This is a genomic window from Blautia argi, assembly GCF_003287895.1.
In the GTDB taxonomy this organism is placed as follows: Bacteria; Bacillota; Clostridia; order Lachnospirales; family Lachnospiraceae; genus Blautia; species Blautia argi.
Genome location: NZ_CP030280.1, coordinates 2,198,852 through 2,215,936 on the forward strand (window position 1 = coordinate 2,198,852; position 17,085 = coordinate 2,215,936).

Below are 17,085 nucleotides of genomic sequence, written 5' to 3' on the forward strand. Positions count from 1 at the left end.
TAGCACAATTTTTTCTTTTCTGACACCCCCTAAAAGCAACTTTTTTCTCCCTTTTGTTGCAATCTATTTTAAAATCATGTATATTAGTTCTAATAGCTGGTTAAGCTGTAATTTATTTTAAAAGGAGTTGAAAATATTGGATTCCAGTGACGCCATACAGTTTCTGATTCTGATTCTTTTGCTTTGCCTGTCGGCATTTTTCTCTTCAGCAGAAACTTCTATGACAACCGTAAACAAAATTCGTATCCAGTCTTTGGCTGACCAGGGGGATAAGCGAGCCCTCACACTTCTGAAGGTAATTGAAGATTCCGGCAGACTTTTAAGCACAATCCTAATCGGAAACAACATTGTAAATATCACGGCATCTTCTCTTGCTACTACCATTACCATGCGCTTGTTTGGCAATGCAGCAGTCAGCATCAGTACCGGTATTATTACTCTTCTGGTGTTGATTTTCGGAGAAATTACGCCCAAAACCCTTGCCACCATTCATGCAGAAAAAATAGCCCTTGCCTATGCCAGGATTATTCATCTGCTTATGATTATCCTCACACCGGTCATCTTTGTGGTAAACAGTCTTGCCCACGGAGTCCTTACACTTATGCGGGTAGATGACAGTGCAAAGGGAAATACCATCACTGAACATGAACTTCGTACCCTGGTAAATGTAGGACATGAAGAGGGTGTCATCGAAAGCGAGGAACGGCGCATGATTTACAATGTGTTTGACTTTGGCGACTCCCAGGCGCAGGACGTTATGATTCCCCGTATTGACGTAACCTTTGCAGATATAAACAGCAGCTATGAGGATTTAATTGAACTGTTCCGGAAAGAAAAGCATACCCGATTTCCTGTATTTGAAGATACCACAGACAATATCATAGGTATCATAAATATGAAAGATCTGCTTCTTACCAGCAAGGAAGAGTTTTCTCTGAGAAAGCTTTTAAGAGATGCTTATTTTACTTATGAATACAAAAAGACCTCCGAACTTCTTGTGGAAATGAAAGCAAACTCTGTATCCTTTGCCGTGGTTTTAGACGAATACGGCGCAACCTCAGGAATTATCACGCTTGAGGACTTAATTGAAGAAATCGTAGGAGATATTCATGATGAATACGATGCAGAGGAAGAGGAGGATTTAACAGAGCTGGTTTCCGGACAGGAATATATAGCCCTTGGTTCTGCAAGACTGGACGATTTAAACGAAGTCCTGCATCTGAATCTGGAATCTGAGGATTACGATTCCATTGGCGGCTATATGATTGAACAGCTTGACCGTTTTCCACAGCAGGGCGAATCTGTGACTACAGAATCCGGTATACGCCTTGTGGTGGATAAGGCAGAACGAAACCGAATTGAATCGGTTCATATTTATCTACCCCATGTATCAGAAAAAAGTTTCAAAACAGACAACAACTAGGAAAGGATTGACATTATGAGCAGCTTTTTTAATATGGACAGCCCGATTATGCGGTTTTTGTCCCGTGTATGTGATTTAATGATTTTAAATGTTTTATGTATTATCTGCTGTCTGCCGGTTATTACCGCAGGCGCTTCCATTACTGCCCTGTACAGCGTTACCCTGAAAATGGTGAGGGGAGAAGAATCCTACATCTTCAAAGGATTTTTTAAAGCCTTTAAAGAAAACTTCAAGCAGTCTACCATTCTCTGGCTGATTATGGCTGCTTTGGGTATTTTTATTTTTGTAGATTACCGTGCAGCTTCTCTTCTGCCGGCAAACATGAGCAAAATTTTTCAGGTTCTCATAGGCGCCATCCTTGTTTTATACCTTATGGTGCTGACCTATGTATTTCCTTATACAGCAAGATTTGAAAACAATATAAAAAATATCCTGAAAAATTCTCTGCTGATTTCTATTTTAAATCTGCCCTGGACACTGGTGCTGGCCATCTGTCCTCTGGCTTTAGGCTTTGTTACCTTCCTTACGCCAACCACTCTGGTATATGGCAGTATGCTTTGGGTTGTTCTGGGCTTTGCCACAGTTGCTTATGTGGCTTCCATTATTTTTCGAAAGGTTTTTGAAAAATATGAACCTCATGAAGAAGATGCAAATCCCGATGCTTCTGCAGAGTTGGAAGAATTACCGGACTCTTCTGATACACAGTAAAACAACAAAAAGACTTTTCTTTACCGCACAGACTTTATCTGACGCTTTCTGCGTTTCAGATAAAGCCTGTGCGACATTTTTTATCACATAAAAATTTCTCTATTTCCCCTTATATTTTTTTTATTGTATGAAATAATAAACACAGTACTAGCTTGACTTTTTCAGTCTAATATTATAGAATCCACATATAGCAGTGAAGTTATTCTCAGCTAACCACAAAATATAGGAGGTTATAACTATGTATAAAGAATGGGACTCTTTTCAGGGAGGCATCTGGGAAAAAGAAATCAACGTTCGGGATTTCATTCAGAAAAACTATACCCCCTATGACGGAGATGAGTCTTTCCTTCAGGGAGCAACACAGGCAACACAGGATTTATGGCAGCAGGTTATGGAGCTGACCAAACAGGAGAGGGAAAAAGGTGGTGTCCTGGACATGGATACCAAAATCATCTCCACAATCACTTCTCACGGACCCGGTTATCTTGACAAAGAAAAAGAAACCATTGTGGGATTCCAGACAGATAAGCCTTTTAAACGTTCTCTGCAGCCTTATGGCGGTATCCGCATGGCAATGAAGGCCTGTGAGGACAATGGATATAAAGTAGACCCAGAGGTAGTGGAATTTTTCACTAAACATCGCAAAACCCACAATGACGGGGTTTTTGATGCCTATACACCGGAAATGCGTGCCTGCCGTTCCAGCCACATTATTACAGGGCTTCCCGATGCTTACGGAAGAGGCCGTATCATTGGGGATTACAGACGTGTAGCCCTTTACGGTGTGGACCGTCTGATTGAAGAAAAACAGAATGAAAAAGACAGCACCAGAACCATTATGTATTCTGATGTAACCAGAGAGCGTGAGGAACTTTCCGAGCAGATTAAGGCATTAAAGGAATTAAAGGAACTTGGAAAAATTTACGGCTATGACATTTCACGTCCGGCACAGAATACCCAGGAAGCAATCCAGTGGCTGTATTTTGGTTATCTTGCAGCTATCAAGGAGCAGAACGGAGCTGCCATGTCCCTTGGACGCACTTCCACCTTCCTGGACATTTACGCAGAAAGAGATTTGCGAAACGGCATCTTTACAGAAGAGCAGATTCAGGAGTTCACAGACCACTTTATTATGAAGCTGCGCCTTGTAAAATTTGCCAGAACACCGGAATACAATGCTCTTTTCTCCGGCGATCCCACCTGGGTTACGGAATCCATTGCCGGTATGGGAATTGACGGACGCCACATGGTAACAAAAATGTCTTACCGTTATCTTCATACACTGGAGAATCTGGGAACCGCACCGGAACCAAACCTGACTGTACTGTGGTCCACCAGACTGCCGCAGAACTTCAAACGCTTCTGTGCAAAGACTTCCATTATGTCCTCTTCCATTCAGTATGAGAATGATGACTTGATGCGAGTGACACACGGTGATGACTATGCCATTGCCTGCTGCGTATCTTCTATGAAGGTTGGTAAGGAAATGCAGTTCTTCGGCGCAAGAGCAAACCTGGCAAAATGCCTGCTCTATGCAATCAATGGCGGTGTGGACGAAATTTCCCAAAAACAGGTTGGGCCGAAATACCGTCCTATCACTTCAGAATATCTGGATTATGATGAGGTTATGGAGCGTTTCCAGGATATGATGAAATGGCTTGCCTGCGTATATGTGAATACTCTGAATATCATTCACTATATGCATGACAAATACAGCTATGAACGCCTTCAGATGGCACTTCACGATAAAAAGGTAACTCGCTGGTTTGCTACCGGTATTGCCGGACTTTCTGTAGTTGCAGATTCTCTTTCTGCTATTAAATACGCAAAGGTAAAACCTGTTCGTGATGAAAACGGCATTGCCATTGACTATGAAATCGAAGGTGATTTCCCAAAATACGGAAACGATGACGACCGGGTCGATGAAATCGCCTATGAGGTAGTGCATCAGTTTATGCAGTATATCCAGGGAAACCATACCTATCGAAACGGTATCCCCACCACTTCTATCCTGACCATTACTTCAAATGTGGTTTATGGAAAAGCAACCGGCTCTACACCGGACGGACGAAAAGCCGGTGAAGCCTTTGCACCGGGTGCAAATCCCATGCATCACAGAGATAGCCGCGGCGCTGTAGCGTCTTTAAATTCTGTTTCCAAGCTTTCCTTTAAGGACGCCCAGGACGGTATTTCCAACACCTTCTCCATTATTCCGGGGGCTCTTGGAAAAGATGACGCCATTCTCTTTGATGACATTACCTTTGAACTGGAACCGGACTGTGCCTGCTGTGAACCGAATATACAGCTTGACAAATAACATGAATTTATTTTGCAGAATATTTTAACGGAGGTAGAATTTATGAAAATCAGCGACGCTCAGATTGACAACCTTGTAGGTTTATTAGACGGTTATGCCGAAAAAGGCGGACACCACTTAAATGTAAATGTATTTACAAAAGAAACGCTTTTAGATGCCCAGCAGCACCCGGAGAAATACCCTCAGCTTACCGTGCGTGTATCCGGATACGCGGTAAACTTTAATAAATTAACAAAAGAACAGCAGGACGAGGTTATTTCCAGAACCTTCCATGACGGAATGTAAAAACACCGGTTCTATTCATTCTCTGGAAACCTTTGGTACCGTTGACGGCCCCGGAATCCGCCTTGTGGTGTTTTTCCAGGGCTGCCCCATGCGGTGTCTGTACTGCCACAATCCGGATACCTGGGCACCGAACAAAGGACAGAAAATGACCGTAGACGAAATCCTTTCTGTCTATGAAAAAAACAGGAGTTTTTATGCCAAAGGAGGCCTGACTGCCACAGGAGGCGAACCCCTGATGCAGCTTGCATTTCTCACAGAACTGTTTGAAGCTGCAAAACAGAGGAACATTCATACCTGTCTGGATACTTCAGGGATTTTGTATCGAGAACAAAAGAAGGAAGCTTATAGACAGCTCTTTGCTTCCACTGATTTGATTCTCCTGGATTTAAAACACAGTTTCTCAGATATGCACCGGATTCTGACCGGACATGCCCAGCAGCCTGTTCTGGATTTTCTGAATGCTGCTGAAGAATGCAGGGTATCTGTTATTATCCGCCACGTTATTGTCAAAGGATATACAGATACGCCGGAAGAATGGGACGGTATCGGAAAACTCATTGCCCAACACCGGAATATAAAAGGGCTGGAAGTGCTTCCTTATCACAATATGGGAGAAGCCAAATATAAAGAGCTTGGACTTTCCTACCCTCTTAAAGGCATGGAAAATCTCCCAAAAGAGCTGGCACAGACTGCCCGACAGGAAATCCTGAAAAGTGTCAGGAAATACCGAGAACAGAAAACGCTGTGATTCTTCTGTGTTTTGCTTATAAAAAAAGACCGCTGCACAAAACAGTAGTGCAATCCATAAAAGATTACACTACTGTTTTGTGCAGCGTAAACTTACCCTTCTTCCGGAGAAATTGTTGTTTCTTCTCTTATTCCTCTCAGAATCTCATGAAACTGCACACCGATTCTCTCTATTTCTCCCAAAACCAGATTTATCCCTTTTTCGGTCTTATACCAGTTCTCTCTCCTCACCTGACTATCCTTTACGGGACATACCAGAAAACGAGTTTCCGGATATAAAAACTGGTAATACAAAAGGCTTCTTCTTGCATGATAAGGCTTACAACACAAAATTGCCCGACAAATATTCAGTTCTTCTTTCTCTGTCACTTTTCTGGAATAAATGGCATTTTCATAGGTGTAGGTCGCTTTGTCTTCTCTCAAAATGGCATGTGACGGAACTTTGTTTTTCTCCAAAACCTTTCTCAAAAAATCCCATTCTGTTTCATAAGTTCCGGGATACTGCTCTGTCTTTTCCTGCACGCCGCCAAAATGTCCCTGGGTAATACTATAGCGTCCGGAAGGAAGAATCCGAGGTGCAAAGCCTGCATGATAAAGCTGTGCTGCTTCTTCTGCCAGCTGAGGAAAACCACTTCCCGGGATAAAAATAATATCTGATTTTTCCGGTTCATTTTCCACAAAAATAAAGTCTGTAATTTGCTCTAAAAATGCTGCGTGTTTCATGCTTTTGTGTCCCTTCTGTTACTTACTGTCCGTTGTACCGGTCCCCTGATTTCTGTATAATGTGCTGAAATTCTTCATGACGTTCAAACCAGCCCCTGGCATAAGAACAGGTAAGCACAGCCTTTTTCCCCTGCCGGGAAATTTCCTCTGCTGCTGTCTGCATCAGCTTCCCTGCCATGCCTGTACCACGAAGAGAGGGAGAAACAAACGTGTGGTTGATATCTACAGTATTTGTATCAAGGTTCGGGAACGTAACTTCTGCTGCTTTTTCTCCCTTTTCATCTATATAATAAATCTCGTTTTCTTTGATGATAAAATCCATTTTATGGCTCCTTTCTGAAATGGAAATCTATCGTAAGGTTTTTCCTGCTCTTCTATCTCATGTATCAGGTTTTGTATTGATTCAAGATCTTCTTCCAGAATATCTGCAATCTCCTCAGCTGTTTTTTCTTTTTTCAGTTTCTTGTTTACAAGTTGTTTGTTATTATAATAATACATTCCATTCCTATGTTCCAGAAATTCTCCGAAAATTTTCTGTGAACTTTTTCTAAACTTCTTAACAGTCCTTCCTGCCAGAGAACAGCCCCTAAAGTCAGACTTTATATTTGACTTTAGGGGCGCCTCATTTTCCCTTTTATAAAATCTTTTCTACAAAATTCTCACCCGATACTTCTCCAGCCAATAATTCACCTGCAGCATATATGCCAGCATCTGAGGTCCTGCCATGAGTTGCCCATACCAGGGCTTTCCATAATCTGACGGACTGGCAAGAAAACGCTCCACCTTCTTTTTATCCAGAAACTGTCCCACAGGCGCTTTGGAGTCCCGCAGAACCTCCTGGAGCTTTTCTCCCAACAGTTTCTCATATGCAGGGTGATACGTTTTGGGATAGGGACTCTTCTTTCTCCACAGTACTTCCTTAGGCAGCTTTCCCTCTCCTGCATGACGGAGCAGACCTTTTACCACACCGTCCCGACATTTCATTTCCCATGGCACATTCCACACATATTCAATAATTCTGTGGTCTGCAAAGGGAACTCTTCCCTCCAGACCGCTGTACATGCCGGTTCGGTTCATTCTGTCAAGAAGGGTTGCCATAAACCATTTCAGATTCAGATATGCAATCTCTCTTCTTCGCTTCTCTATCCCCTGTTCTCCTTCTAAAGCAGGCACTTCTTTTATGGTTTTTTCATAAGCGTTGCGTGTATATTCTTCCATGGGAAGCGTCTGTATCCATTCTTCTGACAAAAGACTCTGACGCACCTTCATATCCTCAGACCATGGAAAATTTTGTCCTTCAAAGGCCTTAGAGCTGCGAAACCATGGGTAACCCCCGAAAATTTCATCTGCACATTCCCCTGTAAGTACTACCTTGTGTTCCTTTGCGACTACAGAACAAAAATAAAGCATAGACGATTCCACATCTGCCATACAGGGCAAATCTCTGGCGTCCACGGCTCTATAAAGATAATCCAGCAGTCCTTGATTATCACATTCCAGAAAAGTGTGACTGCTTCCGCAAAAATCTACCATTTTTTCTACCCATGGGCGGTCCTGGCTGGGTTGAAATGCATTTGCCTGAAAGTATTTCTGATTCCCCTCAAAATCAAAGGAATAGGTATCCAGACTTTTCCCCTGCTGCTTCCATTCCTTTGCACAAATTGCTGTCACCAGACTGCTATCCACTCCTCCGGACAAAAAAGTACAAATCGGAACATCTGCCTGCATCTGCATTCTGACTGCATCTTCAATAAGCCACGCCGTCTTCTCCACGGTTTCTGCAAAAGAATCCTCATGCACATGGCTTTCCAGTTTCCAATAACACACTTCTTTAATTCCGTTTTTCTCCACTGCCAGATAATGTCCGGGAAGAACCTCATAAATATTTTTAAACACACCTTTTCCATAGGTTTTTGCCGGTCCCAGAGCAAAAATCTCACACAAGGTATCCGTATCTGCCTCAGCCTCCATGCCCGGATATGCAAAAATCCCCTTGGGCTCTGATGCAAAAATCAGATTCCCCCTGAATTTTGTATAAAACAAAGGCTCAACTCCTGCTCTGTCCCGAAAGAGAAATAACGTTTCCTTTTTGGCGTCCCAAAGCGCTGCGCCGAAAACGCCGTTGATGCGTTTGACAAATTCCTCTCCATATCGCATATAACCTGCCAGAAATAACTCGGCATCACTGTCTGTGCGAAAGACTTCTCCCTCTTTTTCCAAATCTCTTCTCAGTTCTTTTCTGTTATAAAGTTCTCCGTCCAGAGAAAGCGTGCAGGTTCGCCCCTGTCTGCTTCTGGACATGGGTTGCCCTCCCTTTTCCAAATCCTGTACAGCCAGCCGTACATGTGCCATACCGCAATGAGGTGACAAAAAGCTCCCCTCTCCGTCCGGTCCTCTTCTCTTTTGTGTCTGATTCATATCTTTTAAAATTTTTTCCCATTCTCTCCTGCAAATACTGTAATCCTTTTCCCAACTGCAAAAGCCTGCAATTCCACACATAATTTTTCCTCCCGCTAAAAACAATCATCTTTTACTGAATAATGGGCTGATACTGTTTCCCCTCCAATGCCGCCTCTGCCGCCGGAATTAAAAGTTCTGTATGAGCCACCATGGAATTTGGCTTTTTTTGTGCATGGTCCTGCCCAAATGGCACAAAAAAGATATGCTTGGCATTTAACAAAAGCCCAATGTTTTTCATATTCATTCCCAGAGCATCATTGGTGGAAATAGAAAGCAAAAGTGGTTTTTCATTCCTCAGATGAGCCTTTGCCGCCATAAGCGCCGGAGTATCTGTAATCCCGTTTGCCAGCTTTGCAATGGTATTCCCCGTACAGGGAAGAATGATGAGCAAATCCAAAAGGCTTTTGGGTCCAATGGGTTCTGCCTCTGCAATGGTTCCCATAATTTTATGCCCGGTTATCTCCTCCGCTCTTTTGACAAATTCTTCTCCTTTTCCAAAGCGACTGTCTACAGACTGAGCTGCTTCTGAAAAAATCGGCTGCACCATTGCCCCTTCTTCCACCAGTTTTTCCAATGCCAGAAAAGCCTTTTCATAGGTACAAAACGAGCCGGTAAAGGCCACGCCTATTTTCTTTCCCTTTATTTTCATAAAGAACTCCTTCCCAAATCCTTCCTGTTTACAAGTTCTGCTTTCCATATCTTTCTATCGCCTCTGCCAGAATTTTAGCAGAAGCGTAAGGTGCATACCTTCCGGGAAGCCCGGGAAGCTGCAGTACCTGCAGTTGTCTTTGTTTTGCCGCTTCGTAATCCACACCTCCCGGTGCTGATGCCAAATCCAGAATCAGTGTATCCCCTGGGACATATTCTAAAAAAGCCCGGCAAAGCACCAAAGCCGGAGCTGTATTAAAAATATACTGCATGTTTTCCAGATACTGGGGAAGCTCTGCATTTTCCAATACCCTGTCTGCAAAAAGCTGCGCTTTTATTCTTTGCTTCTCTTCTTTGTCAGCCACAAAAACCGTGCAGGAAAACTTTTTCAAATAAGATACCAGTGTGCTTCCACACTTTCCATATCCAATAACCAGACAATTGCTCCCCGTAAGATTTCCCGAGCTTCGGATAATGGCTTCTGCAAGACTCCCCTCTGCTGTGGCAATGGTATTCTTCACTGCTGTATACCCATCTTTTAAATAATCTACACAGATAATTCCCTTTTCTTTTGCCTGTTTCTCATATTCCTTTGGAATACCTCCTGCGAAAAGAATGCTGCCCGGTCTGGTATGCAAAAGAAGCTCCTGAGGCAAAATTTTTTTCTCCGTATTTTTGCTGAAAACTACACCCTCTCTCAAAAAAGGTATGGGAGCTACAACAACCTGCGCCATCTTCAGACACGCCTCCAGACTGCAGCTTTCTTTCTCATTTCCCCCTGTCAGCCCATAGCGCTGTACCTGATATTCCTTTTCTTCCAGAAGTTCTGCCAGATATACCTGACGCATATCTCCGCCTAATACTGCAAATCTATAAAAATGACTCTTCAATCTTTTCATTCAGACCTTTGGATTTCTGCTTCTCTTTTATGATATGCAAGGCGGGCAGAAATGAAACAGCGCCAAAAACAGAGGCAGTGGTTCAGTCCCCCCTGGGATAAGTATCATTTGACACTCCCTATTCACACCACTGCCTCTGTTTTTCCATTTTTAACTTTCTCTTTCCCTGCTGTCACCCAGAAAAATCCCCTCTGCCAATACGGTTCCCAATACTGCAGCAGCAGTATTTCCTAAATTCCCAAGCATGCTGGCATCATTGGGACAAAGGACAAACTGACATACCGCCAAAAAAGCGTTTTGTTTCTTTTCTATCAATTCCGGGAAAAAGCCTAAATCTGACCACATAGCCGGAAGATAATCCCCGGAAAAGCGCAGTGTTGTCCAAAGTCCCAGGAAAATCAATCCGCATACAATTCCGGCAGTAAACAGTTTCCCAAAAAGGCGAAGCGAAAAATTCGAAATATTGTTTAGCTTTCCGCAACCTCTTTTTATCCAGACTAACACCAGAATCCATATCGGCAGGGCTGCCAAAACTCTCGCCAGAGCGCTGTAAAGATTCCCTTCCCAGAATCCCTCCGGTTCTCTTCCGGTTATCTGCCACATCAATTTTCGTGCCGAAGAACCAGGCTCACTTTTATTTGCGTATTCCAGATATAGCCCCTCCAGCTCCTTTTCTCTGTCTGCCAAAACTGCTGCAAACAAATCCTTACTCTCTATACACCCGCGGACAACATAGCTGTTTTTCTCTATTTCTATAGAATTTCCCTGTATTTTATCTGTTCCAAACAGCTTCTGTGCAAGCGCTGTACTGACCATACACCCTTCATCGTCTTCTTGCCAGACATAGCTGCCAGAGGAAAGTCTTCCTGCGAAAAAATCTTCCATACTTCCAAAAAGACTCCACACCTCTGCAGTTACGCCAACTTGAACACTTCCTTTTACCAGCTGCTTTTCCTGTCTTGACCAAACCGTTATATCCGGAAGCATTTCCTGCCGGTCTGCCTGCTCCAAAAATTCCTGCACCTGCGCAGGTGTAACCACCGGTGTGTCATAATATCCATTAAAACACCCTGCATACTTTTCTGTCCTCTGCCAGAAAAACAGCGCAAGCCCCCAAAGTCCTATTCCCAGAGCCAAAGTACCAACTCTTATCCATATTTTTTTCATTCTTCCAGCCTCACCTTATCCTCCGAAGCAATTTCTTTATTGCTGCCTGTAATCACCTTATCCTCCGGTCCCAGAGAAGAAGTAATGGCTGCGCTCATACTGTCCTTTTCTACTACAACTACTGAAATTCTCTTTGCCCTGTATTCTGTTCCAAGAATGGTTTCCTCCTGCTCCGCCACAAGACAGTAAGTACCGTCTGTGTCCTGCCGTATTGCGGAAAGAGGAAGTATCTGTTTATAAGCAGTATCTGTCTGTCTGCTGATTTCATAAGAAACCTCACTTCCGTATACAGCCTCTGCCGCTTCCAACTCTGCGTAAAAAACACCTGCAAAACCGGATTGTTCTTCCTTTTGACTGTCCGCTCCGGCGTTTCCCTGTCCCCCTCCGAAACCAGACGAAGCCGAATGAATGCCTCCAACTTTCTTTTTCAGTGTTTTTCCCTGCCCGGGAACCATAATTTTTACTTCATCTCCTGCTTCTGCCTTTGATAAATCCTCTGCTGAAAGATTCCCCTTTACCTGGTATCCGCCCCAGCCAAATATCAGAGAAGAGGTGTCATCGGTTATTGTTCCTGCTGTGGCACTGCTTGTTTTTAAAACTCCGTTTTCCTCTGCTTTTACTTCTGCATTTTCTGTTTCTACCTTTTTCAGCTTTTCCAGCTCTTTTTGTGCCAGCTCTAAATCTACCTGGGCAGACTGTATACTGTAATTGCCTGCCTCAACTGTTTTTCTGTCATTTTCCGCTGCAGCAGCGTCCTGTTCCTTTGCGCTTTCATAGGCATTGTATGCCTGGGTTCTCGCTGCTTCCTGTGCCTGCAAATTTTCTTCTGCCTGATTTTTTAAGGATTCCAGTTCCTGTATGGCACTGTCATAGGCTGCCTGTGCCTGAGTCTTTCTTTCTTCAGCCTCTGCTTCTGCCTGTTGACGCAGATTTTCAGCCTTCTCTGCTTCTCCAAGTGCGTCCAGCTCCTGTGCCTGCTGCAGCGCCTTTTCTTTTTCTGCTTCCGCAGCCAAAAGTTCCCCGTCTAAAATCTGCTGCTGTTCTTCTATGCCGGCATTGTATGCCTCTTCTGCCAAAGCATAATCTTCCCAGGCTGTTTCATAGTTTTCTTCAGAAAGTGCCGCCTCTCTTTTGGCTCCTTCTGCTGCTGTCACCCTTGCAGGTGGCTGTCCGGTAAGCTTTACCTGTTCCACAGCCAGCTCCAGCTTTTTTATTTCTGCCTGCTTTTTCTCTATATGCTCCTGCAAATAGGATTTATCATATCTGAGAAGCACCTCGTCCTTTTTTACTGCAGTCCCTGCCGGCAATACCCATTCTACCCGCAGTCCGCTCTGCAGGGGAACCAGCCTCTCCTGCTTTGTTTCTACAGTTCCTTTGCCCTGTATCTGTACCTGCAGTTTTCCTTCCTGCACCTGTCCTGTAGTTACCTTTGGCACCACCATGGAAGCTGCCGTGCGGGAAAGCACAGTACAGACAGCCATAAGCAGAAAAAAGGCTGCCAAAGCCCCTGCTGCCAGTTGTTTTTTATTGATTTTCCTCTTCTTCATGCTCTTACTCCTTTAATCCTGACGCAAGAATCCCCTGCTCCAGATAATTCTGCCCACAGGCAAATAAAAATACAGACGGCGCCATAATCAAAATTGATGCCGCAAATGCGCTTCCCATATCCTTTCCCGTAATATTGGATAAATACAGGGACACCGGGAGCAGACTTTTGGTTTTCAAAAATGTCATAGGCGCCTCAATGGCGTTCCAGTATTCCAGAAAGTTTAAAATCAAAGAGGATATCACTCCCGGCATTCCAAGGGGAAGACCTATGTAAAAAAAGCACCTACAAGCGCCGGCGCCGTCCACCTTTGCTGCTTCTAACAGGGAATCTGGTATCTGCTGAAAAAACTTTGTCATTAAAAACACCGGAAACGTGGAAAAAATTCCAGGCAGTATTACTGACCAGTGCGTATCCAGTATCTTCAGCCTGGATAATACCGTATAATTAGAAACCATAGTCACCTGGAAGGGCAAAATCATCAGAATCATATACAGATACAAAATGCTCTTTCTGCCTTTAAAATGAAATTTTCCCAAAGCCCACGCCGCAGGAAGTCCGAACAAAAGCTGTCCGACCAGAACGGGAAAAACCTGTTTGCAGGAATTCCAGAACATTACAAAAAAATCCGGGCTGTCCAACAGGAGCTGCAGATATGCTTTTAAAGTGGGATACAGGGGGAACAGCTTCCAGTGCAGCTTTCCTCCTGTTCCGTAAAGCACGCTTCCATAGCTTTCTCTCAGTTCCTCCACTCCCATTAAGGAACCGGCTGCCAGAAGAAAAATCGGAAAAAGCAGAAGCAGAACAAAAATTGTTAAAAATATCCAAAGCGATGCCTTCTTTTTTCTTCACATTCCCTGCCCCCATTTCTCTTCTATTTTCTGGCTTCCGAAAAGTACAAGCCCCAGAATCAGGGCAAGCATTACAGCCGCTGCCGTCATTTTCTGCATATCCAGCTTGATAAACCAGTTGTTAAACAAATTTTGCAGCATATAAATACTGTCATGGGGATAGCCTCCTGCAATCATATAAGCCTCCCGGAAAACTTTAAAAGCATTTACCAGGGACAAAATCCCTGTAAGAAAGGCAGTGGGCAAAAGCAAGGGACAGGTAATATGACAAAAACATTGAAATTCTCCTGCACCATCCATTTTCGCTGCTTCATAAAGACTGTTCGGAATCCCCATAAGACCGGACAGCCATAAAATCATATCATACCCCAGATTCTTCCAGAGATACACGGCAACCAGAACTCCAAACGCCTTCTCCGTATTCATATAATCCGGTCCTGTTTCTCCGAAATATCGGATTGCCTGATTTAAAATCCCGTTTTTATCAAAAAACAGCTGCCAGAACAAAACCACAGAACCTGCCGGCACTGCCATGGGAAGCAGGAATCCTGACTTTAAAATTCCACTTTTCTTTCCTGCTTTTAAAAGCAAAATTGCAAAGAACAAAGAGCTTCCCAAAAGCAGGGGCAGACATACAGCCAGAAAATGCAGGGTATTTCCTGCTGCCAGCTGAAACGCCGGATTTTCCAAAACACTTTTATAATTCTCCAATCCCACAAACGTGTTTCCCACTGCATTCAAAAAAGATCTGCGTACCACATCTGCAAAAGGAATCAGCACAAATATGCTGACCCCCCAGCAGACTTGGCAGTAAAAAGAGCCATGGAATCCAGACTTCTTTTTTACTCGGAAAGGTAAAGCTGCATTTTTTCTCCCAGAGTTTTCGCTGCTTCTTCTGCACTGATGCTTCCTCCAAAATACTGGTCTGCACAGTCAAGAAATGTCTTTCTCACTGTCAGGTCTATGATTAAGGGTGTGTTTGCTTTCTTTGCCAAATCCAGAACAGGCGTTATCTGTTCCTTTGAAGGATAGCCATAGGAATGCATCTCTCCACCGCTAAAGCCCACACTGAAAAGTTCCTCCTGTCCTGCTTTTTCTGCAATCTCTGCCTGTTTTTCCAGACTTTCTGTACAAACAGGAAGTCCTTCCACAAAATCCTGCTGCTGAATTTCATCACTTAACATGGTTTCCACAAATTCTATTGCCAGTTCTTTTTCCTTAGAAGAACTGTTGATTCCCATACGATTTACCGGCTGATAAAAATTGTGAGGATTTTTCACAGAAAGCCCCTGCTGTTTTTCCAGAATATCGCACAACAGCGAAATTTCTGTTAAACCGTACAAATCCGTTACGCCGGCAATATCGGTTTCTTCATACAATTCCAACATACCGATACCGGAGAATGCAGACATGCTGTTTCCTGACAAAATACGTCCCATAAAATTTGTACTCCATGCTGTTTCCATTTTTTCTGATGGATTGTTATCCACCAGCTGCTTAGAAAGTTCTAAAACCTCCTGTATCTTTTCCTTGGAAAAGCTTCCGTCCTCCAGTCTTAATTCTTCATAATTTAAAGCAAACAAAAGATACGCCATCTGACTGTAAGAGGCAGCCCCTATGATTTTGCCTTTTGGCTGTTCCTCCAAAAATTCTTTTACAGAATCCAGACTGTCCAATCTTGCCATTGCCTCCTCTGTGCCGTAAAGCACCGGTAAACGGAAGCACGCCGGAATTTCATAGTTCTTTCCGTCCTTTTTCACACCTTCTGTAATTCCCTTTAACAGTGTTTTCTCTTTGACTTTTTTCTCTGTAAAATCCGTTAAGTCCTCCAGAATTCCTTTTTCTATGTAGGAGTCTACAGGAAGGTCGTCCAAAAGCAGCACGTCCGGCCCCTTCTGGTTCAAAAGACTGGTATTTAATGCGTCCAGATAGTCCTCCGGATTTCCTTCTTCCTCCTGTTTCATGGCATACTGGTAATCCACGTCAACCTCTGGGTGCTTTTTTTCAAAGGCTCTTACCACTGCCTGTGTCATGCGGCTTTCGTACAGTCCGTATACGGACAACGTTTTTTCTGTTTTGGTGCTGACTGCTGCGTTGTAATAGTAATGGCAGACAGAAAAAACACCGGTCTGATAATTGACATACATTCCATAAAAGTCCCTGTTCTCTCCTGCCAGGAAATTCTTCATAACCAGACTGTTGACCGTTTCTCCCATATTGCCTCTGCTGCCGTCATAAATCTGTTCTCCAATACTGCCCTTTTCTTTATACACGGAAATGCCTTTTTCTGTTGCCAGGTAATACGTTCCGTCCTCACATGCAGCCAGACACCCCATTCCCAATTCCATGCTTTCTATTTTTACCTTACTGATTTCCTTTCCGGAAACCGCATCATAAGAGAAAAGAGTTTTCTGATCCTGTCCCAGGGTGAGAATTGTATTTCCCTGAATGGAAATCATGCCGTCATCATTGGTGACAATCTCATGACTGGAAAAAGTATCTTTTTCCTTCCCGGTCTTCCCATCGTACAAAACAATATTGGAAGAGCCTGCCCCAACCAGGGCAATATCTCCATTCTGTGTAACTCCCAGGTAATAGGGGAAGAAACCTCCGCTCTGCTTCTGATATTCCATGTCCAGACATTCCACAGGGACTTCCTGTGTTTCTCCTTCCCCTGTATGGCGATACAGATACCAGGGCTGAGGCGGAAGCATAAGTTCGCCCTCCGCAGAGGCTGCTGCTTCTGCTTCGTCTGCCTCGCCGCTGGTCATGAGATACACATTTTTATCTTCTCCCTGCAAGAGATAGACCGGATAGGTTCCATCAGCAAGCTTTTCTTCTGCCCAGGCTTCCTCCTGCTTCTCCCAGTCACTGCCTCCCTGGTGTACATAGGAATACACTTTTTGTTCTGTTCCTTCCACTGCCTGTGTATAAATTTCCAGCTTTTTTTCCTCGTTTAAAAAACTTCCCAGATAGGATTCCTCTTCTGTCCAGGGTCCTTCCATTTCTTCCTCTACATAACCGCCTTTTGTTTCTTTTTTATCTCCTTTGTCTGCTTTTTTCTCTTCTTTGGCAGAACACCCTGCCAGCAGACCAAGCGTCACTGTGCCACAGAGCAAAAAAGCAAGCATTTTCTTACCCTTCATTTTTTAATCTCCTTTCTGTTCCATGCAAGGCGTCCTTCTGCGAAATAAACAGAAGCCCTGCACCTTTTCTTCTGTTTTTATCATAACAGGGAAATCTCTAAAAATCTTTAAAGAATCCCTGTTGTTTTTGGAGATTTTTTAGAGATTTCTATGATACAATAAAAA

At 43.7% G+C, this 17,085-nt stretch carries 14 protein-coding genes and 1 pseudogene; 4 read left to right on the forward strand and 11 right to left on the reverse strand.

Translation table 11 applies throughout. The features are described 5' to 3' along the window. Nucleotides 1-136 precede the first annotated feature (136 nt). The 4 genes and pseudogenes from DQQ01_RS10705 (at nucleotide 137) to pflA (ending at nucleotide 5,481) form a co-directional block, all read left to right on the forward strand. Nucleotides 137-1,423: an HlyC/CorC family transporter gene (locus DQQ01_RS10705; RefSeq protein ID WP_111920032.1), complete on the forward strand. Its 1,287-nt coding sequence runs from the start codon at nucleotides 137-139 to the stop codon at nucleotides 1,421-1,423. A 15-nt stretch (nucleotides 1,424-1,438) separates the two neighbouring features. Continuing rightward, nucleotides 1,439-2,131 (forward strand): YesL family protein, encoded by a 693-nt coding sequence (locus DQQ01_RS10710; RefSeq protein WP_111920033.1) that lies wholly within the window; start codon nucleotides 1,439-1,441, stop codon nucleotides 2,129-2,131. A 238-nt stretch (nucleotides 2,132-2,369) separates the two neighbouring features. Next, nucleotides 2,370-4,733: pseudogene (gene grcA3 / locus DQQ01_RS10715) on the forward strand (autonomous glycyl radical cofactor GrcA3). Next, on the forward strand, nucleotides 4,720-5,481 hold the full coding sequence (gene pflA / locus DQQ01_RS10725) for a pyruvate formate-lyase-activating protein (protein WP_111920036.1): 762 nt from the start codon (nucleotides 4,720-4,722) through the stop codon (nucleotides 5,479-5,481). Before grcA3 ends, pflA begins: the two are co-directional and overlap by 14 nt. A 92-nt stretch (nucleotides 5,482-5,573) precedes the next feature. Here pflA and DQQ01_RS10730 read toward each other — a convergent pair whose 3' ends face one another. The 11 genes from DQQ01_RS10730 to DQQ01_RS10780 form a co-directional block, all read right to left on the reverse strand. Further along, the gene (locus tag DQQ01_RS10730) at nucleotides 5,574-6,203 is read right to left on the reverse strand and encodes a YdcF family protein (RefSeq protein ID WP_111920037.1); all 630 of its coding nucleotides are present in this window, start codon (nucleotides 6,201-6,203) and stop codon (nucleotides 5,574-5,576) included. A gap of 22 nt (nucleotides 6,204-6,225) precedes the next feature. After that, nucleotides 6,226-6,525: a GNAT family N-acetyltransferase gene (locus DQQ01_RS10735; RefSeq protein ID WP_111920038.1), complete on the reverse strand. Its 300-nt coding sequence runs from the start codon at nucleotides 6,523-6,525 to the stop codon at nucleotides 6,226-6,228. After that, nucleotides 6,486-6,701, reverse strand: coding sequence for a hypothetical protein (locus tag DQQ01_RS10740; protein ID WP_111920039.1), 216 nt, complete (start codon nucleotides 6,699-6,701; stop codon nucleotides 6,486-6,488). The genes DQQ01_RS10735 and DQQ01_RS10740 overlap by 40 nt, the downstream gene beginning before the upstream one ends. 150 nt (nucleotides 6,702-6,851) lie before the next feature. After that, complete coding sequence (gene asnB, locus DQQ01_RS10745) at nucleotides 6,852-8,702, reverse strand: asparagine synthase (glutamine-hydrolyzing) (protein ID WP_111920040.1); 1,851 nt, start codon at nucleotides 8,700-8,702, stop codon at nucleotides 6,852-6,854. A 31-nt stretch (nucleotides 8,703-8,733) separates the two neighbouring features. Then, complete coding sequence (locus tag DQQ01_RS10750) at nucleotides 8,734-9,312, reverse strand: dipicolinate synthase subunit B (RefSeq protein WP_111920905.1); 579 nt, start codon at nucleotides 9,310-9,312, stop codon at nucleotides 8,734-8,736. A gap of 28 nt (nucleotides 9,313-9,340) precedes the next feature. Then, nucleotides 9,341-10,210: a dipicolinate synthase subunit DpsA gene (locus DQQ01_RS10755; protein ID WP_111920041.1), complete on the reverse strand. Its 870-nt coding sequence runs from the start codon at nucleotides 10,208-10,210 to the stop codon at nucleotides 9,341-9,343. A 150-nt stretch (nucleotides 10,211-10,360) separates the two neighbouring features. Next, nucleotides 10,361-11,377, reverse strand: a complete 1,017-nt coding sequence (locus DQQ01_RS10760) for an ABC transporter permease (protein ID WP_111920042.1) — start codon at nucleotides 11,375-11,377, stop codon at nucleotides 10,361-10,363. Next, complete coding sequence (locus DQQ01_RS10765; protein ID WP_242980338.1) at nucleotides 11,374-12,924, reverse strand: hypothetical protein; 1,551 nt, start codon at nucleotides 12,922-12,924, stop codon at nucleotides 11,374-11,376. The genes DQQ01_RS10760 and DQQ01_RS10765 overlap by 4 nt, the downstream gene beginning before the upstream one ends. 4 nt (nucleotides 12,925-12,928) lie before the next feature. Then, entirely contained in the window at nucleotides 12,929-13,681 is a 753-nt protein-coding gene (locus DQQ01_RS10770) for a carbohydrate ABC transporter permease (protein WP_111920043.1), read from the reverse strand. A gap of 90 nt (nucleotides 13,682-13,771) precedes the next feature. Next, the gene (locus DQQ01_RS10775) at nucleotides 13,772-14,554 is read right to left on the reverse strand and encodes a carbohydrate ABC transporter permease (RefSeq protein WP_330407448.1); all 783 of its coding nucleotides are present in this window, start codon (nucleotides 14,552-14,554) and stop codon (nucleotides 13,772-13,774) included. Between the two features lie 62 nt (nucleotides 14,555-14,616). Then, the gene (locus DQQ01_RS10780; RefSeq protein ID WP_111920044.1) at nucleotides 14,617-16,920 is read right to left on the reverse strand and encodes an ABC transporter substrate-binding protein; all 2,304 of its coding nucleotides are present in this window, start codon (nucleotides 16,918-16,920) and stop codon (nucleotides 14,617-14,619) included. Nucleotides 16,921-17,085 lie beyond the last annotated feature (165 nt).